We start from the raw sequence: 26,166 nt of genomic DNA, 5'->3' as shown, positions 1-26,166 counted from the left end.
CTGGCGGCGACTTCACCCAATCGTGATTACCGCTACCGGTCATCGCCCGACTCTTCATCCAGCGCAGGATGACGAGGGTGGGCGAGACGTCTGAAACCTTTCGGACGTCAACCGGAAGCGCAACCGCGCCCCCACGTCGGCGGGACGCCGACAGAGACAGGAACCCCGCATGTCCTTCATTTCCCTCGGTCTCTCCGAGGCCCTTGCCCGCGCCGTGGAAGACGCTGGCTATACGAATCCCACGCCTGTTCAGCAACGTGCCATCCCGGCCGTCCTGCAGGGTCGCGATCTGATGGTGGCTGCCCAGACCGGTACCGGCAAGACCGGCGGCTTCGCGCTGCCGGTGCTCGAGCGCCTGTTCCCCAATGGTCATCCCGATGGCCGTGGCTATGTCGCCAAGCAGCCGCGGGTGCTGGTTCTGACCCCCACTCGCGAACTGGCGGCTCAGGTCCACGAAAGCTTCAGGGTCTATGCCCGCGACCTGCCCATGCGCAGTGCCTGCGTCTTCGGTGGCGTCGGCCTCAAGCCGCAGGTCACCGCCCTGGCCAAGGGTGTGGACGTTCTCGTGGCCTGCCCGGGTCGCCTGCTGGACCTCGCCGGTCAGCAGAGCGTCGACCTGTCCGCCGTCGAAGTCCTGGTACTGGACGAAGCTGACCGCATGCTCGACATGGGCTTCATCCATGACGTGAAGAAGGTCCTGGCCCGTCTGCCAGCGAGGCGCCAGAACCTGCTGTTCTCGGCCACCTTCTCCAAGGACATCACCGACCTCGCCGGCAAGCTGCTGCAGGATCCCGAGCGGATCGAGGTCACCCCGCCGAACACCACCGTCGAGCGTATCGAGCAGCGACTGTTCCGCATTCCGGCCAATCAGAAGCGTGCCCTGCTCGCCCACCTGATCACCCTCGGCGCCTGGGAACAGGTCCTGGTGTTCACCCGTACCAAGCACGGCGCCAATCGCCTGGCCGAGTACCTGAACAAGCATGGCCTGCCGGCAGCGCCGATCCATGGCAACAAGAGCCAGAACGCCCGCACCAAGGCCCTGGCCGACTTCAAGAGCAACGACATTCGCGTGCTGGTCGCCACCGACATCGCTGCCCGCGGCCTGGACATCGATCAGTTGCCCCACGTGGTCAACTTCGAGCTGCCCAATGTCGAGGAAGACTATGTACACCGCATCGGCCGTACTGGCCGGGCCGGACGCAATGGCGAGGCCATCTCGCTGGTGGCGCCGGACGAGGAGAAGCTGCTCAAGGCCATCGAGCGCCTGACCAAGCAGAGCATCCCGGACGGTGACATGCAGGGCTTCGATCCCCAGTCCGTCCCGCCGGAGCAGCCGGAAGTGCGCGCCCCGCGCGAGCCTCGCGGCAAGCCGCAGCAAAATCGCCAGAAGAAGGCCGACAAGCCGGCGCGCAGCGAAGGCAGAGGCCAGGGTCAGGGTCAGGGTCAAGCCCAGAATCCGGGCAAGGCCGCCGGTGGCGAGCAGTCCGGCGCTCAGCCCCAGGGCGAGCGCAAGGGGCGTTCCCGCAATCGTCGCGACCGCCGCGATCGCGATGACGCCAGCCAGGAAAAGGCCGCCGTGCAACCCGGCCAGGCCGTTGCCCAGCAGCCGCGCAATCGTGATCCGGAAGAATTTCTGGATGACGCCTACGACAACTTCGGCAACAGCGTCGACTACGTGAGCCCCTACCAGGGCAAGGGCCGCAAGGGTCCGCGCAGTGGCAACGGCGGCAGCGCGCCGCGCGCCGCCACGAGCGGCGGCCAGGGCCAGCCCCGTCAGGGTCAAGGCCAGGGCGCTGCCCGCGGTCCACGCAGCCAGCAACAGCAGCAGCCCGGCAAGCGGCGTAGTCAGAACGGCCAGCCCCGTGCCGCCCGGCCCTATGAAGCCGCGCCCAGCGAGCCGCGCGCCTATGCCACGGAAGAGCGGGCGTCGAACAAGCCGCAACCGAAGATCGTGCACAAGCCGTCGCGGGCCGATCGCCTGCCGACCCTGGAGCAGCTGGAAGAGATGCCAAGCCGGCCGCGCAGCGAGAAGCCCGCGCTGCTGACCCGCAACCGCGACGCCTGATGGCCGACGGGCCGCTCAGGCGGTCCGTTCACCAGGCAAAAAGAAACCCCGCCATGGCGGGGTTTCTTTTTTATGCGGCCATTTAGGCGTGGGCGGCGCGCAGGGCGTCGATGTAGGGCTCGGCCTGGCGATGACTACGGATCAGCTCGATGAAGTCTTCACCCTGGTCGTTACGGGCATCCAGGTCGTAGCCGGCTTCAACGAAGAAGCCGACGAAGCGCTCGAAGTCGTCCGGGCGCAGGCCGCGATAAGCCTTGACCAGCTTGTGCAGAGACGCGGGAGTATCGTCCGCCGGCTCGACCGCGAGAAACAGCTTGATCTGCTCGTCGCTGATCTCTTCACCGATGACCTGCTTTTTATCCTTGCGCATCCTTTGGCTACCTGTGCTGGGGGATTCTTTGGAGAAAAGGAGGGCCGATTCTAACCCTGCCCTTCGCCCGCCCGCCAGTGACAAAACCAAGGCAATACCGCGACACCGATCAAAGGTTCAATCGAATTGCGCACGCATCCAGGTGCGATAGCGCTCGGCTTCCGCCGCGCCTTCCAGTGGCGCCCAGGCAGGGCGCTCGCCTTCACCCAGGGGCAGGAAGGGCCCGGCCTTGCATTCGAAAAACAGGCAGTCGCCGCCCAAGGCGACCAGCGCATGGTAGTGCCCGGGGGCGAGATCGACGCCCGGGCAACCGGCGGCCTGGGACAGTTCACGGCGCAGCAGTACCTGCCCGTCCTCATTGAAGGTCAGCAGTCCCAACCGACCCTGCAGCACCAGCAGACTCTCGGCCTTGCGCGGATCCAGGTGCCGATGGGGCGGGATGTAGCTGTCCTCGCACATGCCGACGACCAGCCGGTGGCAGGGCTCGTCCATGCTATGCAGGCTGTGATGGGCGCGCCTGCGCGGACTGTTCGCCGCCTGCCGGAGCAGGTCGGCGAACAGGTCCTGATCGAACAGCCGGGCGGTCACAGCCCCTTCACGGCATAGATGCCGGGGGCGTTGCGCCAGTAGCCCTTGTAATCCATGCCGTAGCCGAAGATGTAGCGATCGATGCAGGGCAGGCCGACATAGGTCGCTTCCAGGCCCTTGACCTTGCGGTCGTGGGTCTTGTCGATCAGCACGGCGGTATGGACCTCGCGAGCACCGGCGTGGCGGCAGAAGTCGATGATGGCCTTGAGGGTATGGCCCTCGTCGAAGATGTCGTCGACGATCAGCACATCGCGATCGATGAAGGAGACCTCGGGCTTGGCCTTCCAGAACAGCTCGCCGCCGGTGGTCTCGTTGCGATAGCGGGTGGCGTGCAGGTAGGACATCTCCAGCGGGAAATTCAGCCGGGTGGCCAGCTTGCCGGTCAGGATCAGGCCGCCATTCATCACGCAGAAGACCACCGGATTGCGCTCGGCGAGATCGGTGGTGATCGCCGCGGCGATCCGATCGATGGCTGCCTCGACCTGGGCTTCGTCATAGAGGCAATCGGCTTCCTGCATGACCTGACGGATATGGGCGAGATCGGCGGGCATGGGGCTTCTCCGGGGGACGGGGCGCCTGCTTTACCAACGGCGCGGATAAAAGGCGGCAAAGGTACAGACACCGCGGACCGATCTCAAGCGCCGCCAGGCGGCTACTATTGTCGCAGGGTACTGCCCACCTCGGGCCGGATGCTTTAATGTACCGCGGTTTTTCGATCGCCTGCCCTATCCTGCGGCAGGCCTTTGGGCTGCCGATCGTACCGAAGCCATCCCTTTTCACGGCGATCCGCTGCCCTACCGTCTCTGGAGAATCCCATGTCCGTCCACGAAATCCGCCACCCGCTCATCCGTCACAAGCTCGGCCTGATGCGGCGTGCCGACATCAGCACCAAGAACTTCCGCGAGTTGGCCCAGGAAGTCGGCGCCCTGCTCACCTATGAAGCGACCAAGGATCTGCCGGTGGAAACGGTGGACATCGAAGGCTGGTGCGGCACCGTGCAGGTGGAAAAGATCTCTGGCAAGAAGGTCACCGTGGTGCCCATCCTGCGCGCCGGCATCGGCATGCTCGACGGCGTGCTCAGCCTGATTCCCAGCGCCCGCGTCAGCGTGGTGGGCCTTGCCCGCAACGAATCCACCCTGCAGGCCCATACCTACCTGGAAAAGCTGGTGGGTGAACTGGACCAGCGGATGGCTATGATCATCGACCCCATGCTGGCCACTGGCGGCTCCATGATCGCCACCATCGACCTGCTGAAGAAGGCGGGGGCCAAGGAAATTCGCGCCCTGGTCCTGGTGGCCGCGCCCGAAGGCATCACCGCGGTCGAGGAAGCTCACCCGGACGTACGCCTCTACACCGCCTCCATCGATGAGCGCCTCAACGAGCATGGCTACATCCTTCCGGGCCTGGGCGATGCCGGTGACAAGATCTTCGGCACCAAGCAGAAGGACGCCTGAGCGTGACTGCGCGGGAACCGCTCTGGCGGGAGATCGTGGTTGGCGCCCAGATGCTCTTCGTGGCCTTTGGCGCCCTGGTGCTGATGCCGCTGATCACCGGCATGGACCCCAACGTCGCCCTCTTCACCGCAGGCTTCGGCACCCTGCTGTTCCATCTGGTCACCGGTCGCCAGGTGCCGGTGTTCCTGGCGTCGAGCTTCGCCTTCATCGCTCCGATCATCGCTGCCAAGGCTGAATTCGGCTTGCCGGCGGTGCTGGGTGGGGTAGTGGCGGCGGGCTTCGTCTACACCTTCCTGGGCCTGGCGGTGAAGGTGCGTGGCGTGGGCTTCATCGATCGCCTGCTGCCGCCGGTGGTGATCGCCCCGGTGATCATCTCCATCGGCCTGGGCCTGTCGCCGGTGGCAGCCAACATGGCCATGGGCAAGGCCGGTGACGGCAGTGCCCAGCTGGTGCCCTATGCCACGGCGATGATGATCTCCATGCCGGCGCTGGTCACCACGCTGCTGGTGGCCATCTATGGCAAGGGCATGTTCCGCCTGGTGCCCATCCTCGCCGGCGTCTTCGTCGGCTATGCGCTGGCCTTCGTCTTCGGCATCGTCCATACCGAGGGGATAGGCGCCGCGCCCTGGCTGGCGATCCCGGCCTTCGTCGCGCCGGAATTCCACTGGGGTGCCATCCTGTTCATGGTCCCGGTCGCCCTGGCGCCGGCCATCGAGCACGTCGGCGGGGTGATCGCGGTGGGCGGGGTAACCGGTCAGAACTACCTCAAGCAGCCCGGCCTGCACCGCACCCTGCTGGGTGACGGCCTGGCCACCTCCTCCGCCGGCCTGTTCGGCGGTCCGCCCAACACCACCTATGCCGAGGTGACCGGCGCGGTGATGCTGACCAAGAACCATAATCCGCGGGTCATGCTGTGGGCGGCGGGCTTCGCCATGGTGCTGGCGTTCGTCGGCAAGTTCGGCGCGGCGCTGCAGACCATTCCGGTGCCGGTCATGGGCGGCATTCTCTGCCTGCTGTTCGGCTCCATCGCGGTGGTGGGCCTGAACATCCTGATCCGCCACCAGGTGGATCTGTCCGAGGCGCGCAACCTGGTGATCGTGTCCGTGACCCTGGTGTTCGGCATTGGCGGCATCGTCTTCGGCAACGGCGAGATCGGCCTCAAGGGCATCTCCCTGTGCGGCCTGATCGCCATCGGCCTCAACCTGGTCCTGCCAGGGCACAACGCCTGGAAGAAGGACGCCGAACCGCCAGAGCGCCCGCTGCTCTGACGGCCCTGCGGCGGATGCCGGTCTAGGCCGGCATCCGCGGTTGCTCCAGGCGCTGCGGCGGCAGCTCCGCCACCTCCTCGCACAGTTCCACCAGCGCCTGCGCCCAGGCCGGGTCGTCGTTGACGCAGGGAATCAGCACCAGCTCCCGACCGCCGGCTTCGATGAACTGTTCGCGGCCGCGATCGCCTATCTCCTCCAGCGTTTCGATGCAGTCGGCGACGAAGGCCGGGCACATCACCAATAGCCGCTTGACCCCCGCCTTGGCCAGCTCGTCCAGCCGCGCCTCGGTATAGGGCTCGATCCACTTGTCCTTGCCCAGCCGCGACTGGAAGGACACCGACCACTTGCCGTCGGGAATGCCCAGGCGCTTGGCCACCAGCTCGGCGGTGCGCTGGCACTGGCTGCGGTAGCAGACAGCCAGGGCCTTGGTGCTGACCTTGCTGCTGTCGGGTGCGCGCAGGTCATGGGTGCGATCCTTGACCAGCTTGCGGATGTGCCGCTCGGGCAGGCCATGGAAGGACAGCAGCAGGTGGTCGTAGGGCTCCTCGAGATAGGGCTCGACACTGGCCGCCAACGCTGCCTGGTATTCCGGGCGATCGTAGAAAGGCGGCAGGATCTTCAGTGTCAATGGCAGCTGGTGGGCTTCGATCACCCGCCGTGCCTCGACGATGGCGGTAGTGGTGGTGCTGTCGGCGAATTGCGGATAGAGCGGCGCATAGGTCACCTCGCGGATGCCCTGGCTGGCCAGTCGCTTGAGCACCGACTCCACCGAAGGCTCGCCGTATCTCATGCACAGCTCGACCGGGCCATGGCGCCAGAGGGGTCGTACGGCTTCCTGCAGGCGGCGGCTGAGCACGATCAATGGCGAGCCGTCGTCCCACCAGATCGACTCATAGGCCTCGGCCGAGGCCGCTGGCCGCTTGATCAGCACCAGCGACACCAGCAGCCGGCGCAGTGGCCAGGGCAGATCGACCACGTAGGGATCCATCAGGAACTGGTTCAGATAGCGCTTCACGTCGGGAACGTGGGGCGAGTCGGGCGAACCCAGGTTGGCGAGCAGCAGAGCGTTGGCAGTCATCGTGAATCCTTGGCAGCGAGCAGGTCGGCCAGGGCCGTGTCCAGCTCGGGATAGCGAAAGACGTATCCGTCCGCGAGCAGACGCTCGGGACGGGCGCGCTGGCCACCCAACAGCAGGATGGACAGCTCTCCCATCAGGCGCAGGGCGAAGGCGGGAATCAGCAATCGCGCCGGGCGCCGCAAGGCCCGTCCCAGCGCCTCGGTGAAGTCCCGGTTGCGCACTGGCTCGGGGGCACAGAGATTATAAGGACCTTGGGCATCGCTTCGGTTGAGAAGAAAATCGATGGCCCCGATTTGATCCTGTAAATGAATCCAGGGCATCCATTGGCGTCCGCTGCCCAGGCGCGCGCCGAGCCCGAAGCGGAACGGCGGCAACAGCCGCAGCAGGAAGCCGTCGTCGGCCGCCAGTACCAGCCCGGTGCGCAGATTGACCACGCGGATACCCAGCTTCTCAGCCTCGTTGGCCACCTGCTCCCAGGCCAGGCACAGTTCACCGGCGAAATCGGGGCCGGCCACGCTGTCAGCTTCACTTACCGGCTTCTCGCCACTGTCACCATAGAAGCCGATGGCCGAGCCCGACAGCAGTACCCTGGGCTTCTGGCTGCGCCCGCGCAGCCATTCGATAAGGCGCTCGGTGGTGTCGATCCGGCTCCGCCAGAGTTCGGCCTTGCGGCTACGGGTCCAGGGCTTGTCGGCGATGGGCGCTCCGGCCAGGTTGACCACCGCATCCAGGTGTTCGCCGTCCAGCACCTCCAGTTGAGCGATGCCGCGTACCTCTGGCCCGCATTCGCGCGCCACGCGGGTGGGGTCGCGGCTAAGGACGGTCAGCTGGTGGCCGGCGGCGGCCCATTGGCGGCACAGCGCGCGGCCGATCAGTCCGGTACCACCTGTCAGCAGGATATGCATGTCGTCACTTCCTTCTCGTATTGCCCTGCCGCCCGTATGCATCTGAACGAAGGGAAGAGGATTGTTTGGTATGGTCGTGGGTCGAAAGATCCAGAACGGTTGCCAGTCGTAGCCGTAGAGCCCTTGCACGCGCAAACGTTCGACAAGGGCGCATCGTCAGACAAGCGAGGTCCATCATGACTGCCCCTATCGCCATCGTTGGCGCAGGAATAGCCGGACTTGCCGCTGCTCAAACGCTGATTCGCGCCGGGCAGCAGGTCCAGATCTTCGACAAGAGCCGCGGCAGCGGCGGCCGCATGGCCAGCAAGAGAAGCGAGGCCGGCGCCCTCGACCTGGGTGCCCAGTATTTCACCGCACGCGACCGCCGCTTCATCGACGCCCTCAACGAGTGGCGGCGGGCCGGCTGCGCGGCCGAATGGAATCCGGTGCTCTACCAGTACCGCGAAGGGCGTCTGAGTCCGTCCCAGGACGAACAACCCCGCTGGGTCGGGGTACCGCGCATGAGCGCCATCACCCGTCACCTGCTGGCCGATCTGCCAGTCAGCTTCGACTGCCGCATCACCGAGGTCTTTCGCGGTGCCCAGCACTGGCACCTGCTGGATGCCAGCGGCGAGACCCACGGTCCCTTCGCCCAGGTCGTCATCGCCATGCCGGCGCCCCAGGCTACTGCCCTGCTGTCCAGCGTGCCCAAGCTGGCAGCGACCGTGGCGGGGGTGAGCATGGAGCCGACCTGGTCGGTGGCCCTGGCCTTCGCCACGCCGTTGCAGACGCCGGTGGAAGGCTGCTTCGTGCAGGGTAGCGAACTGGACTGGCTGGCACGCAATCGCTGCAAGCCCGAGCGCGACACCACCCTGGACACCTGGGTGCTGCACGCCACCAGCGCCTGGAGCAAGGCGCGCCTCGATGCCTCCAAGGAGGAGGTGATCGAACGCCTGCATGGCGCCTTTGCCGAGCTGATCGGCTGCCCGCTGCCGGCCCCCAGCTTTACCCTGGCGCATCGCTGGCTCTATGCCCGACCGGCGCAGCCGCACCAGTGGGGCGCCTTGGCCGATCCCGACATGGGCGTCTTCGTCTGTGGCGACTGGTGCTCCAGCGGTCGGGTGGAAGGAGCCTGGTTGAGTGGTCATGAGGCAGCGCAGCAACTCCTGGGCAGTTTGGACTAAGCGACGAAGCGCACGCCGTTTGTAACCTGCGGCGAATCTTTTGGTGTAGGCCCCTGTCGAAAGTTGCACGAAACTTGTACAAATAGAAAAACCTTGTACAAGAAAATACACGACAGGGGATCTCCATGCCTTACACCTCTCCCTCCAGCCTGCCCCGTCCGCGCCTGGGTATCAGTGCCTGCCTGCTGGGTGACGAAGTCCGCTACAACGGTGGACACAAGGAATCCCGGCTCTGTAGCCAGACCTTCGCCGAGCACTTCGATTTCGTCCGGGTCTGCCCGGAGATGGCCATCGGCCTCGGCACCCCGCGCGAACCCATCCGTCTGGTCGGCGACTCCCAGGCGCCACGCGCCGTGGGCACGCTCGATCCGAGCCTGGACGTGACCGCCGCCCTTACTGCCTATGGCGAAAAGATGGCGGGCGAACTCGCTGACCTGTCCGGCTTCATCTTCATGCAAAAGTCACCCTCTTGCGGCATGGAGCGGGTCAAGGTCTATCACGCCAACGGCCAGGGCAGCGAAACCGACGGCCGTGGCCTGTTCGCCGCCGCCATCATGCGTCTACGACCGGACCTGCCGGTCGAAGAGGCGGGTCGCCTGAACGATCCGGTCCTGCGGGAAAACTTCGTCACCCGTGTCTTCGCCCATGCTCACTGGCTGCAGCTGGTGCAACAGGGTCTGACGGCACGGGCCCTGCTGTCCTATCATTCGCGCTACAAGTACCAGCTCATGGCCCATGATGCTCATCGCGCTCGAGCCCTTGGGCAACTGGTGGGCAGTATCGGCCAGCGTAATCTGGACGAGCTGGGCCAGGAGTATTTCAGCGGCCTGATGGCTGCACTGAAGAAGTGCGCCACCCGCGGCACCCACTGCAATGTGCTCTACCATCTCTTCGGTTACCTGCGCCGCGCACTGAGCGACAGCGAGAAGCAGGAGATGCAGCAGCTGATCGAGCAATACCATGAGGGCATCGTCCCCCTGGTGGTGCCCCTGACCTTGCTCAAGCACCACTTCCGCCAGCATCCGGATCGTTATGTGAACGAGCAGGCCTATCTACAACCGCATCCTGAACGTCTGAGTCTGCGAAATGCCATCTAGCGCCACCCCCTTGCCTTCACCGCCACGCGATGAAGAGCAGGACTATCAATCGGCCCTGCACGAGGGCTGGCTGCCCATCCGGGAAATTGCCCGACGGACCGGGGTCAACGCCGTGACCCTGAGAGCCTGGGAGCGGCGTTACGGCCTGCTGGTCCCCAAGCGCACACCCAAGGGGCATCGGCTGTACAGCGAGGCCCACGTGGTCCGGGTGCAGCAGATCCTGGCCTGGATCGCCCGAGGCGTGGCGGTCAGCCAGGTCAAGGGCCTGCTCGATGAGCAGCGGCCGGCGGTGGTGCCCAGCGACACGCCCTGGCAGGGCATCCACCAGGAGATGATGGACGCCACTGGCCGACTCGCCTCACGCGCCCTGGACGAAGCCTACAATCGCGCGGCTTCCCTCTATCCACCTCGGGTACTGCTGGACCAGTTGCTATCGCCCCTGCTGCGCGAGCTAGAGCGACTCAGCCAAGCCACCGACGATGGCCGTCTGCAGCAGGTGTTCTTCCAATCCTGGCTGCGCAGCAAGCTGGGCGCGCGGATCTATCACAGCCAGCACAACCTGCGAGGGGCGCCACTGGTGTTGCTCAATCTCGACGATACGCCGATGAACGTCTCGCTCTGGCTCTGTGCCTGGCTGATCAGCGCAGCGGACTGCCCCGTCGAACTCATCGAGTGGTCGCTTCCCGTCGGCAACCTGGATCGCTTGGTCGAACGGCTCGATCCCAGGGCGCTGGTGCTTTGCCGCGACAGTCGCCCCGACAGCGAGCTGCGTCGTCAGCTGCAGGCCTTTGCCAATCGCCACGCCCGTCCCTGCCTGACCCTGGGCGCGCTGGGTGAATCCCTTACCGCCGATGCCGCACCGGCACGCGGTCCGGGTGAGGCCTTCGATCGCCTGCAGAGTGCCGGCTTGTTGCGTCAGGAACGCTATGCATGAGCCAGCTCGTCTGGTTTCGTACCGACCTGCGTACCCATGATCATCCCGCCCTGCATGCTGCCGCTGAACAGGGACAGGTCGTCGCCGTCTTTCTGCTGAGTCCTGCCCAGTGGCGGCAACATGACGAGGCCGCGGTCAAGGTCGATTTCTGGTTGCGCAACCTCGCCAAGCTGCGCGAGACGCTCAAGACACTGGGCATCCCTCTGCTGATCCGGCGTGCGGAGCGCTGGGAGCAAGCGCCCCAGGTGCTGCTCGACCTGGCCAGGGAACAGGGTCTCGAACACCTGCATTTCAACGACGAATACGGGGTGAACGAAGCCGCCCGGGATGACGCCGTGGCTGAGGCGTTCGAGCAGGCAGGCCTCGCTGCCCATCGCTATCTGGACCAGACCCTGTTCGCCCCCGGTACGGTATTGACCAAGAGCGGTGGCTATTTCAAGGTCTTCGGGCAATTCAGGAAGACGTGCCTTGCGCGCCTGGAAACGGGCTTGCCAATGCCCCTGCCGGCGCCGGACCGGCAGCAGGCCGTCACCATTCAGGCGGATGAGCTGCCCACCGGGGTCGACGGCTTCGCCGAGACATCGCCCGAGGTACGACAGCTGTGGCCGGCAGGTGAAGAGGCGGCGCTCCAGCGGCTGGAGGCCTTCATCCGGGACGATCTGGAAGACTATCACCAGGCCAGGGACATCCCGTTCGAACCGGGTACCAGTCAGCTGTCGGCCTATCTGAATGCAGGAGTGCTGACACCACGGCAGTGCCTCCAAGCCGCGGTCAACGCCAACGACGGCCTGCTCAGTGGCGGTCGCCAGGGTGCGGCTACCTGGATCACCGAATTGTTGTGGCGCGAATTCTATCGCCATGTCCTGGTGGGCTATCCCTGGGTTTCGCGCAACCAACCCTTCAATCGGGACCTTGCCGCCCTGCCCTGGCGTGATGACCCCGAAGGCCTCGCCGCCTGGCAACAGGGGCGCACCGGCATTCCCCTCATCGATGCGGCCATGCGTCAGCTGCTGCAGACGGGCTGGATGCACAATCGCATGCGCATGCTGACCGCCATGTTCCTCTGCAAGAATCTGCTGATCGACTGGCGCAAGGGCGAGCGCTGGTTCATGCGTCATCTCATCGATGGCGACCTAGCCTCCAACAATGGCGGCTGGCAGTGGAGCGCCTCGACGGGTACCGATTCAGTACCCTACTTCCGGGTGTTCAATCCCCATACCCAGGCCATGAAGATCGATGCACGCGGTGATTATGTGCGCACCTGGGTGCCGGAGCTGGCCGGGCTCAGGGGCAAGGCCGTGCACACCCCGGGGGAGCGCTATCTGCCACCGCTGGTGGATCTGGGCGAAAGCCGCCAACGGGCGCTAGCCACATACCGCGGCATGGCGCGCAAGGCGGAAACGAAAAAGCCGGACTAGGTCCGGCTTTTTTCATACCAGCTCGGAATCAGAGCGTGTGGCTGTAGAACAGCGCATAGGACTCGATGCCATCGTTGGGCTGCTTGATGCCGGCGTTGGAATAGTGAGTTGCACGGATACCGACGCGCTGGGTATCGCCGATCTTCAGACCTAGGCCGATGCGGTCTTCGAAGTTGAAGGCCGACCCTAGGTCTTGCTCACCGACCTTGGTGCTGGAGAATACGGCGACGCCGATACCGGCCTCGACGAAGGGCTTCACATGACCCTGGCCGAACTCGTAGACGAATACCGGGGCGAAGGACAGCGAATGCTGATCTGAAGAACGGCCATTGTCGCCTTCCCAGTAGGTGTAACCGGCGTCCCAATAACCGGTCAGGCGGCCAGTGGAGCTTTCCCACCAGCTCTTGTCCCAGTTCCAGCCGGCCCCGATGCGATAGGTCATGCCGTTCTGGCTGGTTGCCCCGACCGCACCAGTGAGCTCCACGGCCTGCACCGACGCCACTCCACCCAGCGAAAGCGCGGTGGCTACTGCGAAGGAAAGCAATTTGTTCATGAGAGTGCCCTTGTGAATGTTTCTAGTTTTTTCTAACCGCCAGCATTGACCCCGAAGTCGTGAAGGGGTTCACAGGCTTCGACTTTTTACCTACAGGGCTGAATGCTAGTCGCTGAATAGGGCTTTGGCGAGTGAAAAGGATGTGGAAACGTCAGACGAACGCCTGTACTACGGCCCCTTCCGGCCACAGCGGCGGTAGCACCGCCCTCAGCTCGGCGGGGCTGCCCGAGGTCCAGAGGCGCGTCGGCTCGGCCGGCCCGCTTGCCAGACGCCCCTCCAGCAGAAGGAGACTTTGCAGACGGCGCGCCACGGCGGCACCGGTGTCCACCAGGATGACCTCTGGCGGCACCAGCTCGGCCAGCAGGGGCCGCAGGAAGGGATAGTGGGTGCAGCCCAGGATCAGGGTGTCGCACTCCGCCGCCAGCAGCGGTTCGAGAAAACCCTGCAGCAACCTTCGGGTCTCGGGGCCCAGCAGATCGCCACGCTCGACTTGCTCCACCAGCCCCGGACAGGGCTGGGTCAGGACCTGAATGCCCAGGGCGAATCTGTCCAGCAAGGCGGCGAACTTGGCGCTCTGCAACGTTCCCGTGGTCGCCAGGACGCCGACCCGACCATTGCGGGTGGCCGCCGCGGCGGGCTTTACCGCCGGCTCCATGCCGACGATGGGCCACCGGGGATAGCGCTCGCGCAGATCGGCGACCGCCGCCACGGTAGCGGTATTGCAGGCCACCACCAGCGCCTTGGCCCCTTGTTCATACAGTCGCGCCGCGATCAGCTGGCAGCGCTCACGGATAAAGGCCGGAGTCTTTTCGCCATAGGGGATATGGCCGCAATCGGCGACGTAATGCAGGGTTTCCGCCGGCAATAGCCGCCTGATCTCCGCCAGCACCGACAGGCCGCCGACGCCCGAGTCGAAGACCCCGACCGGTGCCTCGTCAGCCATGACGGGCGCCGCACACCGGGCAACCCGGATCGCGCTTGACCCGCAATTCACGGAAGCGACTGCCCGCCGCGTCCACCAGCAGCAGGCGACCGATCAGGGGTTCGCCGAAGCCGGCCAGCAGCTTGAGCGCTTCGAGCGCCTGCAGACTGCCGACCAGCCCTACCACGGGCCCGAGCACCCCGGCCTCGCTGCAACTGAGTTCGGCTTCGCTGCCCTCGCCATAGAGACAGTGGTAGCAGGGACTGTCAGCGCGGCGTGGATCGAAGACACTGAGTTGGCCTTCCAGGCGAATGGCCGCGCCGCTGACCAGCGGACGCCCCGTGGCCACGCAGGCGGCATTCACCGCCGCTCGGGTGGTGAAGTTGTCCGAGCAGTCCAGCACCAGATCCACCGCCGCGATCCGAGCCGCCAGGCTGTCGGCGTCCAGCGCCTCGCGCAGCGGCACAAGACGCACCTCGGGATTGAGCGCCGTCAGCCGCTGCAGCGCGGAATCCACCTTGGTCTGGCCGATCAGGGTTTCATCGTGCAGTACCTGGCGTTGCAGATTGCTCAGGTCGACCCGATCGAAGTCGGCCAGATGCAATTCACCAACGCCGGCTGCCGCCAGATAGAGCGCCGCCGGCGATCCCAGGCCGCCAAGGCCGACGATGAGCACCTTGGCTTCTTTCAGCCGCAATTGTCCGGCGATATCGACCTGGGCCAGCAGGATCTGCCGGCTGTAACGCAGCAGTTCGCCATCGCTCAGCATAGCCAGCGGCCTCCGCTGATACGCTCGTGGCCGCCCAGATCATGGCGGCTCTCGACCTCGGTGAAGCCCTGGCGGGCCAGCAATTCCCGCACCGCGCCGGCCTGCTCGAAACCGTGTTCCAGCCACAGCCAGCCACCGGGAAACAGGTAGTCGGGCGCTGCCGAAATCAGCTCGCGGATATCGTCCAGGCCATCGACTCCAGCGACCAGGGCGCTGCGCGGCTCGAAGCGCACGTCGCCCTCCTCCAGATGGCGATCGCTGCCGGCGATATAGGGGGGGTTGCTGACGATCAGCTCGAAGCGCTGCCCGGCGAGGGCGGCGAACCAGTGACTCTGCTGAAAGGTGACATTGCCCAGGCGCAGGCGCTCGGCATTGCGCTGGGCCAGCGCCACCGCCGCCGGGATGCGATCCACGCCGCTGACCTGCCAGCGCGGCCGCTCATGAGCCAGGGCCAGGGCGATGGCACCGGTACCGGTGCCCAGATCCAGCACCCGCACCTCGTCGGACAGCGGCAGTGCCAGGGCAGTCTCCACCAGCACCTCGGTGTCGGGCCGGGGAATCAGGGTGTCGGCGCTCACTTCCAGATCCAGCGACCAGAAGCCCTGCTGGCCAAGGATGTAGGCTACCGGCTCACCCTGCTGGCGCCGCTCGAGGTCGGTCCGAAAGCGCGCCAGGGCCTCGCGCGGCACCAGCTTTTCCGGCCAGGTGCGCAGGTAGCTGCGCGGCTTGTCCAGGGCGGCGGCCAGCAGCAGCTCCACGTCGAGGCGGGCGCTGGGGGAGTCCGGTAGCTGGCTTTCGCGCAACAGGGCGCCGATGGTAGCCATGGGTCAGTCCCCCAGTGCGGCCAGCTGGTCGGCCTGGTATTCCTGCAACAGCGGATCTATGACCTGCTGGACATCGCCATTGACCACCTCGCCCAGGGAATAGAGGGTCAGGTTGATGCGGTGATCGGTCACCCGGCCCTGGGGGAAGTTGTAGGTGCGAATGCGCTCGGATCTGTCACCCGATCCCACCAGCAGCCGGCGGGTGTCGGACATTTCCTTGTGCGCCGCCGCATCCTGCTGGTCGTTGAGCTTGGCCGACAGCCAGGCCATGGCCTTGGCGCGGTTCTTGTGCTGCGAGCGCTCTTCCTGGCATTCCACCACGATGCCGGTGGGCAGGTGGGTGATGCGCACTGCCGAGTCGGTCTTGTTGACGTGCTGACCGCCCGCGCCGGAGGAGCGATAGGTGTCGACCCGCAGGTCGGCCGGATTGATCTCGATGGCCTGCTGCTCGTCGGGCTCGGGCAGCACCGCTACGGTGCAGGCCGAGGTGTGGATGCGGCCTTGGGACTCGGTCTCCGGTACCCGCTGCACCCGGTGCGCACCGGATTCGAACTTGAGCTTGGCGTAGACGCTGTCGCCTTCGACCCGGGCGATGACTTCCTTGAAGCCGCCGTGCTCGCCCTCGTTCTCCGAGAGCACTTCGAGGCGCCAGCCCTGGCGTTCGGCATAGCGCGAATACATGCGGAACAGATCACCGGCAAAGATCGCCGCCTCGTCGCCACCGGTACCGGCACGGATTTCCAGGAAGACGTTGCGGCCGTCGTTGGGATCCCGCGGCAGCATCATGCGCTGCAGCTCGTCTTCCAGTTCCTGCAACCGCGCCTTGGCGCTGGTCACCTCTTCCTCGGCCATCTCACGCAGATCCGGATCGCTGTCCTTGAGCAGCGCCTGGGCACCCTCCAGGTCGGCCTGCACCTTGCGGTATTCGATGAACGCCTGGCTGACCGGCTCGAGTTCGGCGTATTCCTTGGAATAGGCACGGAACTGGGTCTGGTCGCTGATGACTTCGGCGTCGCCCAACAGCGCGGTCAGCTCCTCGAAGCGGTCCTGCAGACCGTCGAGCTTGTGCAACAGAGAGGTCTTCATGTCTTGTCCAAACCCTCGTCGAGGGCGAAGAGTTCCTGAGCCAGGGTCAGCGCGTCGACGCGCCCCTCGGCGGATAGTTTCTTGAGCTGCACGCTCGGTGCGTGCATCAGCTTGTTGGTGAGACTGCGTGCCAGGGCTGCCAGGGCTTCCTGGGGATCGGCGCCATTGGCCAGCTGGCGCTGGGCGCGGGCCAGCTCATCGTCGCGAATCTGCTCGCCCTGCTGGCGATAGGCGCGGACCACATCCACCGCGGCGCGCTCGCGCAGCCGCTGCATGAAGTCCTCGACCCCGGCCAGCACCAGCTTCTCGGCCGCCTGGGCGGCGCCCTGGCGACTCTTGAGATTTTCCGCCACCACCTCGTGGAGGTCGTCCACCGTATAGAGGTAGACGTCTTCCAGCTCGCTCACCTCCGGCTCGATGTCGCGCGGCACGGCGATATCGACCATGAAGATGGGCTTGTGGCGACGCTGCTTGAGCGCCCGCTCCACCGCGCCCTTGCCGAGGATCGGCAACTGGCTGGCAGTGGAGCTGATGACGATGTCACTGTTGACCAGTTCGTCAGGAATGTCGGCCAGCAGCACGGTATGGGCGCCGAATTCTTCCGCCAGATGGCTGGCGCGCTCCAGGGTCCGGTTGGCAACGACGATACGCCGCACGCCCTGTTCATGGAGGTGACGGGCGACCAGAGTGATGGTCTCGCCGGCGCCGATCAGCAGGGCCTGGCTGCGGCTGAGGTCGCTGAAGATCTGCTTGGCCAGGCTGACCGCGGCAAAGGCCACCGACACCGGGTTCTCACCGATCGCGGTGTCGGTGCGTACCGCCTTGGCGGTGTTGAAGGTGGCCTGGAACAGGCGCCCCAGCAGCGGACCGACGGTACCGGCCTCGCGGGCCACGGCATAGGCCGACTTGAGCTGACCAAGGATCTGCGGTTCGCCCAGTACCATGGAGTCCAGCCCCGCGGCCACGCGCATCATGTGCCGTACCGCGGCCTCGTCCTGGTGCAGATAGATGCTGGCGCGCAAATCTTCCAGGGGGACCCGGTGGTACTGGGCGAGCCAGGCCAGCACGGCCTCCGCCAGACTGGGCTCCAGCTCCAGATAGAGTTCGCTGCGATTGCAGGTGGAGAGAATCGCCGCTTCGCGACTGTGGGTGGCCTGCTCCAGCTGGCGCAGGGCTTCGACCGTCTGCTCCGGAGTGAAAGCCACACGTTCGCGCACCTCAACCGAGGCGGTCTTGTGATTGATGCCGAGCGCGAGAAAGGCCATGGACGCAAGCAGTCGAACGGATAGGAAAGCCGGACATTGTCCTATGGGCGCGCAGTGGCGACAACCAGCAGCGACGAGACGTCGGACAATGGGTGTCATAGCCTGGGCAAATGAATCTTGCCGGACAAAAGGCGTCAACAGCCTCGACCACCGCACTTCTCGGCCGGCCGCTGCGCATGCGCGACGCGGCCACGGCGACTCTTGTGGCATGATGGACCGACTGTAAAAAGGCCGCCCCGACCCTATGACCAGATACCTTGCGCTGCTGACGACCGCCCTGCTGCTCGCCGGCTGCCAGAACCTCGGCCGTCAGCCGACGCCCGCCGCCGCCATCCCGCCGCCCACCGCCAAGACGAGCACGCCGCAACCGGCCGGCTCCTTTCGCGAAGACACCCTCTATGACCTCCTGGTCGGCGAGCTTGCGGGGCAGCGCAACCGGTTCGACATCGCCCTGACCAACTATGTCGAGCAGGCCAAGTCGACCCAGGATCCGGGCGTCGCCGAGCGTGCCTTCCGCATCGCCGAGTACCTGGGTGCCGATACCCCGGCACTGGAAACCGCGCAGATCTGGGCCCGCAATGCTCCGGACAACCTGGACGCCCAGCGTGCCGCCGCCATCATGTTGGCCCGCGCCGGTCGCTATGACGAGTCCATGGCCTACATGGAGCGCGTGCTCCAGGGCCAGGGTGACACCCACTTCGATTTCCTTGCCCTGTCCGCGGCGGAAACCGACGAGACCACCCGCGCCGGCCTGCTCAAGAGCTTCGATCGGCTGCTGGCCAAATATCCGCATAACGGCCAACTGCTGTTCGGCAAGGCCCTGCTGCTGCAGCAGGACGGCCGCGCCGACGAGGCGCTGAAATTGCTGGAGCGCAATCCGGCGGCCAAGCGGGAAGTGGCCCCTTTGCTCCTGCGCGCGCGCCTGCTGCAGAGCCAGGACCGCAGCGCCGAGGCCCTGCCGCTGCTCGAAGCCGGCATCCGCCAGCATCCGGAAGATCGCCGCCTGCGCCTGGCCCATGCCCGGCTGCTGGTGGAATTGGATCGCCTGGACCAGGCCAAGCGCGAATTCGCCGAACTGGTCGCCCAGTTTCCGGACGATGACGACCTGAGATTCTCTCTGGCGCTGGTCTGCCTGGAAGCCCAGGCCTGGCGCGAAGCCCAGATCTACCTCAAGGAACTGATCGACCGCGGCAGCCATGTGGACGCCGCGCACCTCAATCTGGGGCGCAGCTACGAGGAACTCGACCAGCCCGAGAAGGCGCTGGCCGAATACACCCAGGTCGGTCCAGGCACCGATTACCTGGCTGCCCAGCAGCGCCAGACGGAAATCCTGCTCGGTAGCGGCCGCATCGCCGAGGCCCGCCAGCGCCTGGCCGAAGCCCGCAAGCGTCAGAGCGAGTACGCCGTACCGCTCTATCTGCTGGAAGTCGAAGGCCTGGCCAGTGCCGACCAGACCGCCCTCGCCGACCAGACCGTGCAGCAGGCCCTGCAGCAGTATCCCAACGACCTCAACCTGCTCTATGTCCGTTCCATGCTGGCGGAAAAGCGGGGTGATCTCGGGCAGCTGGAAAGCGACCTGCGCTACATCATCGCCCACGACCCCGACAACGCCATGGCCCTCAATGCCCTCGGCTACACCCTGGCCGATCGCACGCCCCGGTTGGCCGAAGCGCGCCAGCTGATCGACAAGGCGCATCAGTTGAGCCCGGACGACCCGGCTATCCTCGACAGCATGGGCTGGATCCGCTATCGCCAGGGCCAGCTGGCCGATGCCGAACGCTATCTGCGCCAGGCCTACGAACGCTTCCCCGACGCGGAAGTGGCCGCCCACCTGGGCGAGGTGCTCTGGGCCCAGGGCAAGCACAGCGAAGCGCGCAAGGTCTGGCGCGTGGGCCTCGACGCCGACGCCGATGACGCCATCCTGCGCAACACCCTCAAACGCCTGACTGGAAGCGAAACCCTCCGATGATCCGCGCGCGCACCCTCTTCACCCTGCTCCTGCTCGCCCTGCTGGCCGGCTGCGCCAGCACCTCCCACCAGGAGGCCGTGGAAGGCCAGGGCAACGCCGCCCAATGGCAGGCTCATAAAAAACGTATTTCCGCCCTCGATGGCTGGCAGATCGATGGCAAGGTCGGCATCCGCGCCCCGCGCGACTCCGGCAGCGGTACTCTGTTCTGGCTGCAGCGCCAGGACTACTACGACATCCGCCTGGCCGGCCCCCTGGGTCGCGGCGCCACCCGCCTCACCGGTCGTCCGGGCGCCGTCACGCTCGACGTCTCGGGTCAGGGCAGCTATCAGGCCGACTCCCCCGAGGCCCTGCTGGAACAGCAGCTCGGCTGGCGCCTGCCGGTCTCGCACCTGCTCTGGTGGGTGCGTGGCCTGCCGGCCCCGGACAGCCGCAGCCAGCTCACCCTGGACGCCGACAGCCACCTGGCGCGCCTGGTGCAGGACGGCTGGACCGTCGAATACACCCGCTACACCGAGCAGAACGGCTACACCCTGCCCGAGCGCCTCAAGCTCACCGGCAAGGATCTGGAAGTCATCCTGGTGGTGAAGAACTGGCAGCCGCGCGAGCTGGGCAAATGACCGTGGCGCCCGCCTTCACCCTGCCGGCGCCTGCCAAGCTCAATCTGTTCCTGCATATCCTCGGCCGCCGTCCGGACGGTTATCACGAATTGCAGACGCTGTTTCAGTTTCTCGACTGGGGCGACGACCTGGGCTTTGCCGGACGCGATGACGGCGAATTGCAGTTGCATGACGGCCTGCCGGGTGTCGCCCCGGAACAGAATCTCATCCTGCGCGCGGCTCGCCTGCTGCAGGAAGAAAGCGGTACCCGCCAGGGCGCCGACCTCTGGCTGACCAAGCGCCTGCCCATGGGCGGCGGCATCGGTGGCGGCAGCTCGGATGCCGCCACTACCCTGCTCGGCCTGAATCACCTCTGGGGCCTGGACGCCAGTCTCGATGACTTGGCCGCTCTGGGGCTGCGCCTGGGCGCCGACGTGCCGGTATTCGTCCGTGGCCAGGCCGCCTTCGCCGAGGGCGTGGGTGAAAAGCTCACCCCCGTCGCGCCGCCGGAACCCTGGTATCTCGTAGCGGTACCGCAAGTCTCTGTAAGTACAGCAGAAATTTTTTCAGATCCGCTGTTGACACGGGACACTCCCGCCATTAAAGTTTGCGCCGTTCTCAAGTGGTCAGGTCGAAACGACTGCCAGAGTACGGTCGAAAGGCGTTACCCAGAAATTCGTAACGCTTTGATCTTGCTAAACAAATTTGTTTCAGCTAGATTAACCGGCACTGGAGGTTGCATATTTGGAAGCTTTCCAAATAAGACCGAAGCTGATACAGTAGCTAGCCAGCTACCAGCATCACTTCCAGGCTTCGTAGCCAAAGGCAGCAACACATCAATGTTGCACCGGGCGCTGGCAAGCCTGACCAGAGAATGAGTACAGCTAGTACTCTGCAAGATACAGGGGCGTCGCCAAGCGGTAAGGCAGCAGGTTTTGATCCTGCCATGCGTTGGTTCGAATCCAGCCGCCCCTGCCATTTTCCTTCCAAGACCCACCTCAAGCCGCAGGAACTGCAGCGTGTCCAAGATGATGGTCTTCACGGGGAACGCCAACCCCGATCTGGCACGGCGCATCGTGCGCCAGCTGCACATCCCTCTCGGTGACGTCTCCGTCGGAAAATTCTCCGATGGCGAGATCAGCGTCGAAATCAACGAGAACGTACGAGGCAAGGATGTCTTCATCATCCAGCCCACCTGCGAGCCGACCAACGACAACCTGATGGAACTGGTGGTGATGGCCGATGCCTTCCGCCGCTCCTCGGCGACTCGTATCACCGCAGTCATCCCCTATTTCGGCTATGCGCGCCAGGATCGCCGTCCGCGTTCCGCGCGGGTCGCCATCAGCGCCAAGGTCGTGGCCGACATGCTGACCGTGGTGGGCATCAATCGAGTGCTCACCGTCGACCTGCACGCCGACCAGATCCAGGGCTTCTTCGATATTCCCGTGGACAACATCTACGGCTCCCCAGCCCTGGTGGATGATATCGAAGACCAGCGTTTCGAAAACCTGATGATCGTCTCCCCGGACATCGGCGGCGTGGTGCGTGCGCGTGCCGTGGCCAAGAGCCTGGGTGTGGACCTGGCGATCATCGACAAGCGTCGCCCCAAGGCCAACCAGTCGGAAGTGATGCACATCATCGGTGACATCCAGGACCGCACCTGCGTGCTGGTCGACGACATGGTCGATACCGCCGGTACCCTGTGCCACGCGGCCAAGGCCCTGAAGGAACACGGTGCCGCCAAGGTCCTGGCCTACTGCACCCATCCGGTGCTGTCGGGTCGCGCCATCGAGAACATCGACAACTCCGTGCTGGACGAACTGGTGGTGACCAACACCATCCCGTTGTCCGCCGCGGCTCAGGCCTGCAGCCGTATCCGCCAGCTGGACATCGCGCCGGTGGTGGCCGAGGCGGTACGCCGGATCAGTAACGAAGAATCCATCAGCGCGATGTTCCGTTAAGGAACAGCCGCTCTGGAAGCGCCCCGGAAGGCCGTGATGGCCTACCGGGGCTTTTTAGTCGGTAGGGCCGTAGAACTGGTCGCAAGTCTCGGTCTGCCGATTCCTTATCCTGGAGATTCACAATGGTTGATTTCACTCTGAATGCCGAAGTGCGTTCCGACCTGGGGAAAGGTGCGAGCCGCCGCCTGCGTCGTAACGCCGGTAACGTTCCTGCCGTGATCTACGGTGGCGACAAGGCCCCGACTTCCATCACCCTGGTCGGCAAAGACCTGGCCAAGATGCTGGAAAGCGAAGCTGCCTTCGCCAGCGTCATCACCCTGAAGGTTGGTGGCAGCAACGAAAGCGTACTGGTCAAGGCTCTGCAGCGTCACCCCTCCAAGGGCTACGTCATGCACGCCGACTTCCTGCGCGTCATCGCTGACCAGAAGCTGACCGCTCACGTCCCGCTGCACTTCATGAACCAGGAATCCTCCGTGGGCGTGAAGCAACAGGGTGGCGAGATCCTGCACACCATCAACGAAGTCGAAGTTTCCTGCCTGCCGAAAGACCTGCCGGAATTCATCGAAGTCGACATGGCCAAGGTCGAGCTGGACCAGATCATTCACCTGAGCGATCTGAATGTCCCGGCTGGCGTAGAGCTGGTGTCCCTGGCCCACGGCAGCGATCTGCCGGTTGCCAGCATCCACCTGCCGCGCATCCGTGAAGAAGCTGCTGACGGTGCCGAAGAAGGCGCTGCCGAGTAAGTTCTCGCACGCCTGAAAGAGAAGGGCTCCTGACATGACTGCCGTCCAACTGATCGTCGGCCTGGGTAATCCAGGCCCTGAATACGACCAGACCCGGCACAATGCAGGGGCCCTTTTCGTTGAGCGACTGGCAGCCGCCCAAGGCGCGAGCCTGGCTGTCGAGCGCAAGTATCACGGCCTCGTGGGGCGCTTTCGCCACGCGGGCAACGACGTTCGTCTGCTCATCCCGACTACCTACATGAACCGCAGCGGCCAGGCCGTGGCGGCACTCGCCGGCTTTTTCCGCATTCCGCTGGCGGCCATCCTGGTGGCCCATGACGAACTCGACCTGCCACCCGGCACCGCGCGCCTCAAGACCGGCGGCGGCCATGGCGGCCACAACGGGCTGCGCGACATCATCGCCCAGCTTGGCAATCAGAACGGTTTCCAGCGCCTGCGCCTGGGCATCGGCCATCCGGGCCACGCCAGCCTGGTCTCCAATTTCGTGCTGGGCCGCGCGCCGCGGAGCGAGCAGGAGCTGCTCGACAACAGCATCGACGCTGCCCTGGATGTCGTTCCGGAGCTGCTGGCCGGTGACCTGACCCGCGCCATGCAACGCCTGCACAGCCGCAAGGCCTGACCTACCCTACCCTCTTCCTTTTCTTCCGCGAGGACACACACCATGGGATTCAATTGCGGCATCGTCGGCCTGCCCAACGTCGGCAAGTCCACCCTGTTCAATGCCCTGACCCAATCTGGTATCGCGGCGGAAAACTTCCCTTTCTGCACCATCGAGCCCAACAGCGGCATCGTGCCCATGCCCGATGCGCGGCTGAACGCCCTGGCGGAAATCGTCAAGCCCGAGCGGGTGATCCCCACCACCATGGAATTCGTCGACATCGCCGGTCTGGTGGCAGGCGCCTCCAAGGGTGAAGGCCTGGGCAACAAGTTTCTCGCCAACATCCGCGAGACCGATGCCATCGCCCACGTGGTGCGCTGCTTCGAAGACGAGAACGTCATCCACGTGTCGAACTCGGTCGACCCCAAGCGGGACATCGAGGTGATCGACCTGGAGCTGATCTTCGCCGACCTCGACAGCTGCGAGAAGCAGCTGCAGCGTGTCACCCGCAACGCCAAGGGCGGCGACAAGGAAGCCCTGGCGCAAAAGGTCCTGCTGGAAAAGCTGATCCCCCACTTCGAGGCCGGCAAGCCCGCCCGTAGCCTGCTGAAGGGCCTGGACGACGAGCAGAAGCGCCTGGTGCGCAGCTTCCACCTGCTGACCAGCAAGCCGGTGATGTACATCGCCAACGTCGCTGAAGACGGCTTCGAGAATAACCCGCACCTGGACGTGGTCCGCGCCATCGCCGAGGAAGAAGGCGCCGTGGTGGTACCGGTGTGCAACAAGATCGAGGCAGAGATCGCCGAACTGGACGACGACGAGGAAAAGCAGATGTTCCTCGAGTCCATGGGCATGGAAGAGCCGGGCCTGAATCGGGTGATCCGCGCCGGCTACGAGCTGCTCAACCTGCAGACCTACTTCACCGCCGGGGTGAAGGAAGTGCGCGCCTGGACCGTCCGCGTCGGCGCCACAGCGCCCCAGTCGGCCGCCGCCATTCACACCGACTTCGAGAAGGGCTTCATCCGCGCCGAAGTGGTGGCCTATGACGACTTCATCGCCTTCAAGGGCGAGAACGGCGCCAAGGAAGCCGGCAAGTGGCGCCTGGAAGGCAAGGAGTACATCGTCAAGGACGGTGACGTCATGCACTTCCGCTTCAACGTCTGAGTCACGGCTACCGCCAAGGCCCCCTCCTCACCGCAAGGTGGCGAGGGGGTTTTCTTTTGGGCGATCGCTTTGATGGCAGGGGTGCGACGCCACGGTCATGGGCTTACGGATTTGGCACAATGACGGCCACTCGATCGCCCGCGAAAGCCCGCCCGCTGCCTGGATGCCGCCATGAACTTCGAAGACCTGCGCCTGTTCGTCACTACCCTGAACGAGGGCAGCTTCACCGCCGCCGCCGACAAGCTGGGGCTGTCCAAGCAGTTCGTCAGCCGGCGGACCCTGTTGCTGGAGGAGAGTCTTGGCGTGCGGTTGATCAATCGCACCACACGGCGCCTGCAGGCGACCGAGCTGGGGATGCTGCTGTACGAGCGAGCGGTAAAGATCCTCGAAGACGTCAACGATACCGAGGAATTGCTCTCCAGCCGGCGGACGGTGCCCCAGGGGGTGCTACGCGTCAGTGCGCCCATGACCTTCGGCACCCTGCACCTAAGTCCCCTGCTGCCGGATTTTCTCTCGGCCTATCCGCAGATCCGCCTGGAGCTGGATCTCAATGACCGGGCGGTGGATCTGCTCGCCGAGGGCTACGACATGTCGATCCGCATCGGCACCCTGGCCGATTCCAGCCTGATCGCCAAGCGGCTGACCGAGATGCAGCTGGTGACCTGTGCCAGCCCGGACTATCTGCGCCAGGCGCCGCCGCTGATGGAGCCGGAGGATCTGGCCGGACACAGCTGCCTACTCTATGGTCATGGCCGGCAGGTGGAATGGCGTTTCCAGCGTGGGGGCAAGCCGCTGGCGCTGTCCATGCAGGGTCAGCTCAGGGCCAACAACGGAGAGGTGGTAAGGGATGCGGCCATCGCCGGTCAGGGGATTGCGGTGCTGCCGACCTTCATCATCGGCGCGGCGCTGGCCTCAGGGGCACTGGTGCAGGTGCTGGAGGACTTCGCCCTGCCCAGCGCAGCCGTCTATGCGGTCTATCCCCAGCACCGCCAGTCGGCGCGCATCGTCCAGCTGTTCTCGGACTATCTGCGCGACCGGCTGACGGTCCAGCCGACTCACGCCACGGTGCCGCGGGTCGGCTGACGCTGGGGCCACTGCTGAAGGGTCCGTTCGGCGCCGTCGGCCGCCAGGCGTTGGTCATCCAGGCGCTGCTGCTGACGCTGGATCAAGGGTTGCAGGCTGCGATCAGCGCCGTTTTCGGCCAGGGTGCGATCCTGCTGCTGGTGCTTTTCGATCAGCGAACCCAGGGGGCGCAGGGCGCTTTCCTCGGCCTGGGCGGATTGGGCGACGGCGGTGGTGAGCAGGGTGGCGGCGAAAAGAGCGGTGAGGGCTTTCATGGCGAATACCTGGGTCGGGTGGGTGTGGACCTATTGTCT

The 26,166-nt window shown here is 65.2% G+C and carries 27 protein-coding genes and 1 tRNA gene; 16 read left to right on the top strand and 12 right to left on the bottom strand.

Annotated elements, in window-relative coordinates:
* Nucleotides 1–169: 169 nt before the first annotated feature.
* Nucleotides 170–2,065 (top strand): DEAD/DEAH box helicase, encoded by a 1,896-nt coding sequence (locus tag ACWPW1_RS03545; protein WP_454252370.1) that lies wholly within the window; start codon nt 170–172, stop codon nt 2,063–2,065.
* 82 nt (nt 2,066–2,147) lie between these two features.
* On the opposite strand, the gene ACWPW1_RS03540 is transcribed toward ACWPW1_RS03545, so the two are convergent.
* The 3 genes from ACWPW1_RS03540 to ACWPW1_RS03530 all read right to left on the bottom strand — a co-directional run bounded on the left by ACWPW1_RS03540 (nt 2,148) and on the right by ACWPW1_RS03530 (nt 3,574).
* Entirely contained in the window at nt 2,148–2,435 is a 288-nt protein-coding gene (locus ACWPW1_RS03540; protein WP_007161573.1) for a PA4642 family protein, read from the bottom strand.
* A 117-nt stretch (nt 2,436–2,552) separates the two neighbouring features.
* Complete coding sequence (locus ACWPW1_RS03535; protein ID WP_454252369.1) at nt 2,553–3,023, bottom strand: WbuC family cupin fold metalloprotein; 471 nt, start codon at nt 3,021–3,023, stop codon at nt 2,553–2,555.
* Nucleotides 3,020–3,574, bottom strand: coding sequence for a hypoxanthine-guanine phosphoribosyltransferase (locus ACWPW1_RS03530; RefSeq protein ID WP_059313462.1), 555 nt, complete (start codon nt 3,572–3,574; stop codon nt 3,020–3,022). Before ACWPW1_RS03530 ends, ACWPW1_RS03535 begins: the two co-directional genes overlap by 4 nt.
* 264 nt (nt 3,575–3,838) lie before the next feature.
* On the opposite strand from ACWPW1_RS03530, the gene upp reads away from it, so the two are divergent.
* Both upp and ACWPW1_RS03520 read left to right on the top strand, forming a co-directional pair.
* A complete protein-coding gene (gene upp / locus ACWPW1_RS03525) occupies nt 3,839–4,477 on the top strand; it encodes a uracil phosphoribosyltransferase (RefSeq protein WP_059313461.1) in 639 nt (212 codons plus the stop codon).
* A gap of 2 nt (nt 4,478–4,479) precedes the next feature.
* On the top strand, nt 4,480–5,745 hold the full coding sequence (locus tag ACWPW1_RS03520) for a uracil-xanthine permease family protein (protein ID WP_082696271.1): 1,266 nt from the start codon (nt 4,480–4,482) through the stop codon (nt 5,743–5,745).
* A gap of 22 nt (nt 5,746–5,767) precedes the next feature.
* Here the strand turns inward: ACWPW1_RS03520 and ACWPW1_RS03515 are convergent, their stop codons facing one another.
* Together ACWPW1_RS03515 and ACWPW1_RS03510 are read right to left on the bottom strand one after the other, a co-directional pair.
* Nucleotides 5,768–6,823: a ferrochelatase gene (locus ACWPW1_RS03515; RefSeq protein ID WP_059313460.1), complete on the bottom strand. Its 1,056-nt coding sequence runs from the start codon at nt 6,821–6,823 to the stop codon at nt 5,768–5,770.
* On the bottom strand, nt 6,820–7,728 hold the full coding sequence (locus ACWPW1_RS03510) for a TIGR01777 family oxidoreductase (protein ID WP_454252368.1): 909 nt from the start codon (nt 7,726–7,728) through the stop codon (nt 6,820–6,822). Before ACWPW1_RS03510 ends, ACWPW1_RS03515 begins: the two co-directional genes overlap by 4 nt.
* Nucleotides 7,729–7,793: 65 nt before the next feature.
* Here ACWPW1_RS03510 and ACWPW1_RS03505 point away from each other — a divergent pair, with 65 nt between their 5' ends.
* From ACWPW1_RS03505 to ACWPW1_RS03490, 4 genes are all read left to right on the top strand, one after another.
* Nucleotides 7,794–8,891, top strand: coding sequence for an NAD(P)/FAD-dependent oxidoreductase (locus tag ACWPW1_RS03505; RefSeq protein ID WP_454252367.1), 1,098 nt, complete (start codon nt 7,794–7,796; stop codon nt 8,889–8,891).
* Nucleotides 8,892–9,016: 125 nt separating this feature from the next.
* On the top strand, nt 9,017–9,988 hold the full coding sequence (locus ACWPW1_RS03500) for a YbgA family protein (protein ID WP_271653812.1): 972 nt from the start codon (nt 9,017–9,019) through the stop codon (nt 9,986–9,988).
* On the top strand, nt 9,978–10,922 hold the full coding sequence (locus ACWPW1_RS03495; protein ID WP_454252366.1) for a MerR family transcriptional regulator: 945 nt from the start codon (nt 9,978–9,980) through the stop codon (nt 10,920–10,922). Before ACWPW1_RS03500 ends, ACWPW1_RS03495 begins: the two co-directional genes overlap by 11 nt.
* The gene (locus ACWPW1_RS03490; RefSeq protein ID WP_454252365.1) at nt 10,919–12,340 is read left to right on the top strand and encodes a cryptochrome/photolyase family protein; all 1,422 of its coding nucleotides are present in this window, start codon (nt 10,919–10,921) and stop codon (nt 12,338–12,340) included. Before ACWPW1_RS03495 ends, ACWPW1_RS03490 begins: the two co-directional genes overlap by 4 nt.
* 28 nt (nt 12,341–12,368) lie before the next feature.
* Here ACWPW1_RS03490 and ACWPW1_RS03485 read toward each other — a convergent pair whose 3' ends face one another.
* The 6 genes from ACWPW1_RS03485 to hemA all read right to left on the bottom strand — a co-directional run bounded on the left by ACWPW1_RS03485 (nt 12,369) and on the right by hemA (nt 17,759).
* Nucleotides 12,369–12,893 carry an acyloxyacyl hydrolase gene (locus ACWPW1_RS03485; protein ID WP_059313454.1) on the bottom strand — a complete coding sequence of 175 codons (525 nt, stop codon included), beginning with the start codon at nt 12,891–12,893 and terminating at the stop codon, nt 12,369–12,371.
* A 151-nt stretch (nt 12,894–13,044) separates the two neighbouring features.
* Nucleotides 13,045–13,836 carry a glutamate racemase gene (murI, locus tag ACWPW1_RS03480; protein WP_454252364.1) on the bottom strand — a complete coding sequence of 264 codons (792 nt, stop codon included), beginning with the start codon at nt 13,834–13,836 and terminating at the stop codon, nt 13,045–13,047.
* Entirely contained in the window at nt 13,829–14,584 is a 756-nt protein-coding gene (locus ACWPW1_RS03475) for a molybdopterin-synthase adenylyltransferase MoeB (RefSeq protein WP_454252363.1), read from the bottom strand. The genes murI and ACWPW1_RS03475 overlap by 8 nt, the downstream gene beginning before the upstream one ends.
* The gene (gene prmC, locus ACWPW1_RS03470; protein ID WP_454252362.1) at nt 14,578–15,408 is read right to left on the bottom strand and encodes a peptide chain release factor N(5)-glutamine methyltransferase; all 831 of its coding nucleotides are present in this window, start codon (nt 15,406–15,408) and stop codon (nt 14,578–14,580) included. The genes ACWPW1_RS03475 and prmC overlap by 7 nt, the downstream gene beginning before the upstream one ends.
* 3 nt (nt 15,409–15,411) lie before the next feature.
* Nucleotides 15,412–16,494, bottom strand: coding sequence for a peptide chain release factor 1 (gene prfA / locus ACWPW1_RS03465; protein ID WP_059313450.1), 1,083 nt, complete (start codon nt 16,492–16,494; stop codon nt 15,412–15,414).
* Entirely contained in the window at nt 16,491–17,759 is a 1,269-nt protein-coding gene (gene hemA, locus ACWPW1_RS03460; RefSeq protein WP_059313449.1) for a glutamyl-tRNA reductase, read from the bottom strand. Before hemA ends, prfA begins: the two co-directional genes overlap by 4 nt.
* A gap of 244 nt (nt 17,760–18,003) precedes the next feature.
* Between hemA and ACWPW1_RS03455 the strand changes: the two genes are divergently transcribed.
* The 9 genes from ACWPW1_RS03455 to ACWPW1_RS03415 all read left to right on the top strand — a co-directional run bounded on the left by ACWPW1_RS03455 (nt 18,004) and on the right by ACWPW1_RS03415 (nt 25,873).
* A complete protein-coding gene (locus ACWPW1_RS03455; RefSeq protein WP_454252361.1) occupies nt 18,004–19,728 on the top strand; it encodes a tetratricopeptide repeat protein in 1,725 nt (574 codons plus the stop codon).
* Complete coding sequence (gene lolB, locus ACWPW1_RS03450) at nt 19,725–20,345, top strand: lipoprotein insertase outer membrane protein LolB (protein ID WP_059313447.1); 621 nt, start codon at nt 19,725–19,727, stop codon at nt 20,343–20,345. The genes ACWPW1_RS03455 and lolB overlap by 4 nt, the downstream gene beginning before the upstream one ends.
* Complete coding sequence (ispE, locus tag ACWPW1_RS03445; RefSeq protein WP_442964860.1) at nt 20,342–21,202, top strand: 4-(cytidine 5'-diphospho)-2-C-methyl-D-erythritol kinase; 861 nt, start codon at nt 20,342–20,344, stop codon at nt 21,200–21,202. The genes lolB and ispE overlap by 4 nt, the downstream gene beginning before the upstream one ends.
* Before the next feature lie 25 nt (nt 21,203–21,227).
* A tRNA-Gln gene (locus tag ACWPW1_RS03440) sits at nt 21,228–21,302 on the top strand.
* A 41-nt stretch (nt 21,303–21,343) separates the two neighbouring features.
* Nucleotides 21,344–22,285 (top strand): ribose-phosphate pyrophosphokinase, encoded by a 942-nt coding sequence (locus ACWPW1_RS03435; protein ID WP_017641089.1) that lies wholly within the window; start codon nt 21,344–21,346, stop codon nt 22,283–22,285.
* 122 nt (nt 22,286–22,407) lie between these two features.
* Nucleotides 22,408–23,028, top strand: coding sequence for a 50S ribosomal protein L25/general stress protein Ctc (locus ACWPW1_RS03430; RefSeq protein ID WP_059313446.1), 621 nt, complete (start codon nt 22,408–22,410; stop codon nt 23,026–23,028).
* A gap of 34 nt (nt 23,029–23,062) precedes the next feature.
* Nucleotides 23,063–23,647 carry an aminoacyl-tRNA hydrolase gene (gene pth / locus ACWPW1_RS03425; protein ID WP_059313445.1) on the top strand — a complete coding sequence of 195 codons (585 nt, stop codon included), beginning with the start codon at nt 23,063–23,065 and terminating at the stop codon, nt 23,645–23,647.
* A gap of 42 nt (nt 23,648–23,689) precedes the next feature.
* Nucleotides 23,690–24,790 (top strand): redox-regulated ATPase YchF, encoded by a 1,101-nt coding sequence (gene ychF / locus ACWPW1_RS03420; RefSeq protein WP_454252360.1) that lies wholly within the window; start codon nt 23,690–23,692, stop codon nt 24,788–24,790.
* A 171-nt stretch (nt 24,791–24,961) separates the two neighbouring features.
* The gene (locus tag ACWPW1_RS03415) at nt 24,962–25,873 is read left to right on the top strand and encodes a LysR family transcriptional regulator (RefSeq protein ID WP_454252359.1); all 912 of its coding nucleotides are present in this window, start codon (nt 24,962–24,964) and stop codon (nt 25,871–25,873) included.
* Here the strand turns inward: ACWPW1_RS03415 and ACWPW1_RS03410 are convergent.
* Complete coding sequence (locus ACWPW1_RS03410; protein ID WP_454252358.1) at nt 25,846–26,127, bottom strand: hypothetical protein; 282 nt, start codon at nt 26,125–26,127, stop codon at nt 25,846–25,848. The two genes, ACWPW1_RS03415 and ACWPW1_RS03410, sit on opposite strands and share 28 nt — an antisense overlap.
* Between the last annotated feature and the right edge of the window lie 39 nt (nt 26,128–26,166).

Source organism: Pseudomonas sp. Marseille-Q7302 (assembly GCF_965111925.1).
The sequence above is the reverse complement of the archived record's forward strand: the minus strand, read 5'-3'. Positions and strand labels throughout refer to the sequence as shown.

Bases quoted from the DNA above. Each gene is read 5' to 3' on its own strand.
- hemA (WP_059313449.1), bottom strand. From the start codon at position 17,759: ATGGCCTTTCTCGCGCTCGGCATCAATCACAAGACCGCCTCGGTTGAG.
- ACWPW1_RS03540 (WP_007161573.1), bottom strand. From the start codon at position 2,435: ATGCGCAAGGATAAAAAGCAGGTCATCGGTGAAGAGATCAGCGACGAG.
- ACWPW1_RS03485 (WP_059313454.1), bottom strand. From the start codon at position 12,893: ATGAACAAATTGCTTTCCTTCGCAGTAGCCACCGCGCTTTCGCTGGGT.
- ACWPW1_RS03515 (WP_059313460.1), bottom strand. From the start codon at position 6,823: ATGACTGCCAACGCTCTGCTGCTCGCCAACCTGGGTTCGCCCGACTCG.
- pth (WP_059313445.1), top strand. From the start codon at position 23,063: ATGACTGCCGTCCAACTGATCGTCGGCCTGGGTAATCCAGGCCCTGAA.
- ACWPW1_RS03490 (WP_454252365.1), top strand. From the start codon at position 10,919: ATGAGCCAGCTCGTCTGGTTTCGTACCGACCTGCGTACCCATGATCAT.
- ACWPW1_RS03430 (WP_059313446.1), top strand. From the start codon at position 22,408: ATGGTTGATTTCACTCTGAATGCCGAAGTGCGTTCCGACCTGGGGAAA.
- murI (WP_454252364.1), bottom strand. From the start codon at position 13,836: ATGGCTGACGAGGCACCGGTCGGGGTCTTCGACTCGGGCGTCGGCGGC.
- ispE (WP_442964860.1), top strand. From the start codon at position 20,342: ATGACCGTGGCGCCCGCCTTCACCCTGCCGGCGCCTGCCAAGCTCAAT.
- ychF (WP_454252360.1), top strand. From the start codon at position 23,690: ATGGGATTCAATTGCGGCATCGTCGGCCTGCCCAACGTCGGCAAGTCC.
- prfA (WP_059313450.1), bottom strand. From the start codon at position 16,494: ATGAAGACCTCTCTGTTGCACAAGCTCGACGGTCTGCAGGACCGCTTC.
- upp (WP_059313461.1), top strand. From the start codon at position 3,839: ATGTCCGTCCACGAAATCCGCCACCCGCTCATCCGTCACAAGCTCGGC.
- ACWPW1_RS03475 (WP_454252363.1), bottom strand. From the start codon at position 14,584: ATGCTGAGCGATGGCGAACTGCTGCGTTACAGCCGGCAGATCCTGCTG.
- ACWPW1_RS03415 (WP_454252359.1), top strand. From the start codon at position 24,962: ATGAACTTCGAAGACCTGCGCCTGTTCGTCACTACCCTGAACGAGGGC.
- ACWPW1_RS03530 (WP_059313462.1), bottom strand. From the start codon at position 3,574: ATGCCCGCCGATCTCGCCCATATCCGTCAGGTCATGCAGGAAGCCGAT.
- ACWPW1_RS03495 (WP_454252366.1), top strand. From the start codon at position 9,978: ATGCCATCTAGCGCCACCCCCTTGCCTTCACCGCCACGCGATGAAGAG.
- ACWPW1_RS03545 (WP_454252370.1), top strand. From the start codon at position 170: ATGTCCTTCATTTCCCTCGGTCTCTCCGAGGCCCTTGCCCGCGCCGTG.
- ACWPW1_RS03410 (WP_454252358.1), bottom strand. From the start codon at position 26,127: ATGAAAGCCCTCACCGCTCTTTTCGCCGCCACCCTGCTCACCACCGCC.
- ACWPW1_RS03455 (WP_454252361.1), top strand. From the start codon at position 18,004: ATGACCAGATACCTTGCGCTGCTGACGACCGCCCTGCTGCTCGCCGGC.
- prmC (WP_454252362.1), bottom strand. From the start codon at position 15,408: ATGGCTACCATCGGCGCCCTGTTGCGCGAAAGCCAGCTACCGGACTCC.
- lolB (WP_059313447.1), top strand. From the start codon at position 19,725: ATGATCCGCGCGCGCACCCTCTTCACCCTGCTCCTGCTCGCCCTGCTG.
- ACWPW1_RS03510 (WP_454252368.1), bottom strand. From the start codon at position 7,728: ATGCATATCCTGCTGACAGGTGGTACCGGACTGATCGGCCGCGCGCTG.
- ACWPW1_RS03500 (WP_271653812.1), top strand. From the start codon at position 9,017: ATGCCTTACACCTCTCCCTCCAGCCTGCCCCGTCCGCGCCTGGGTATC.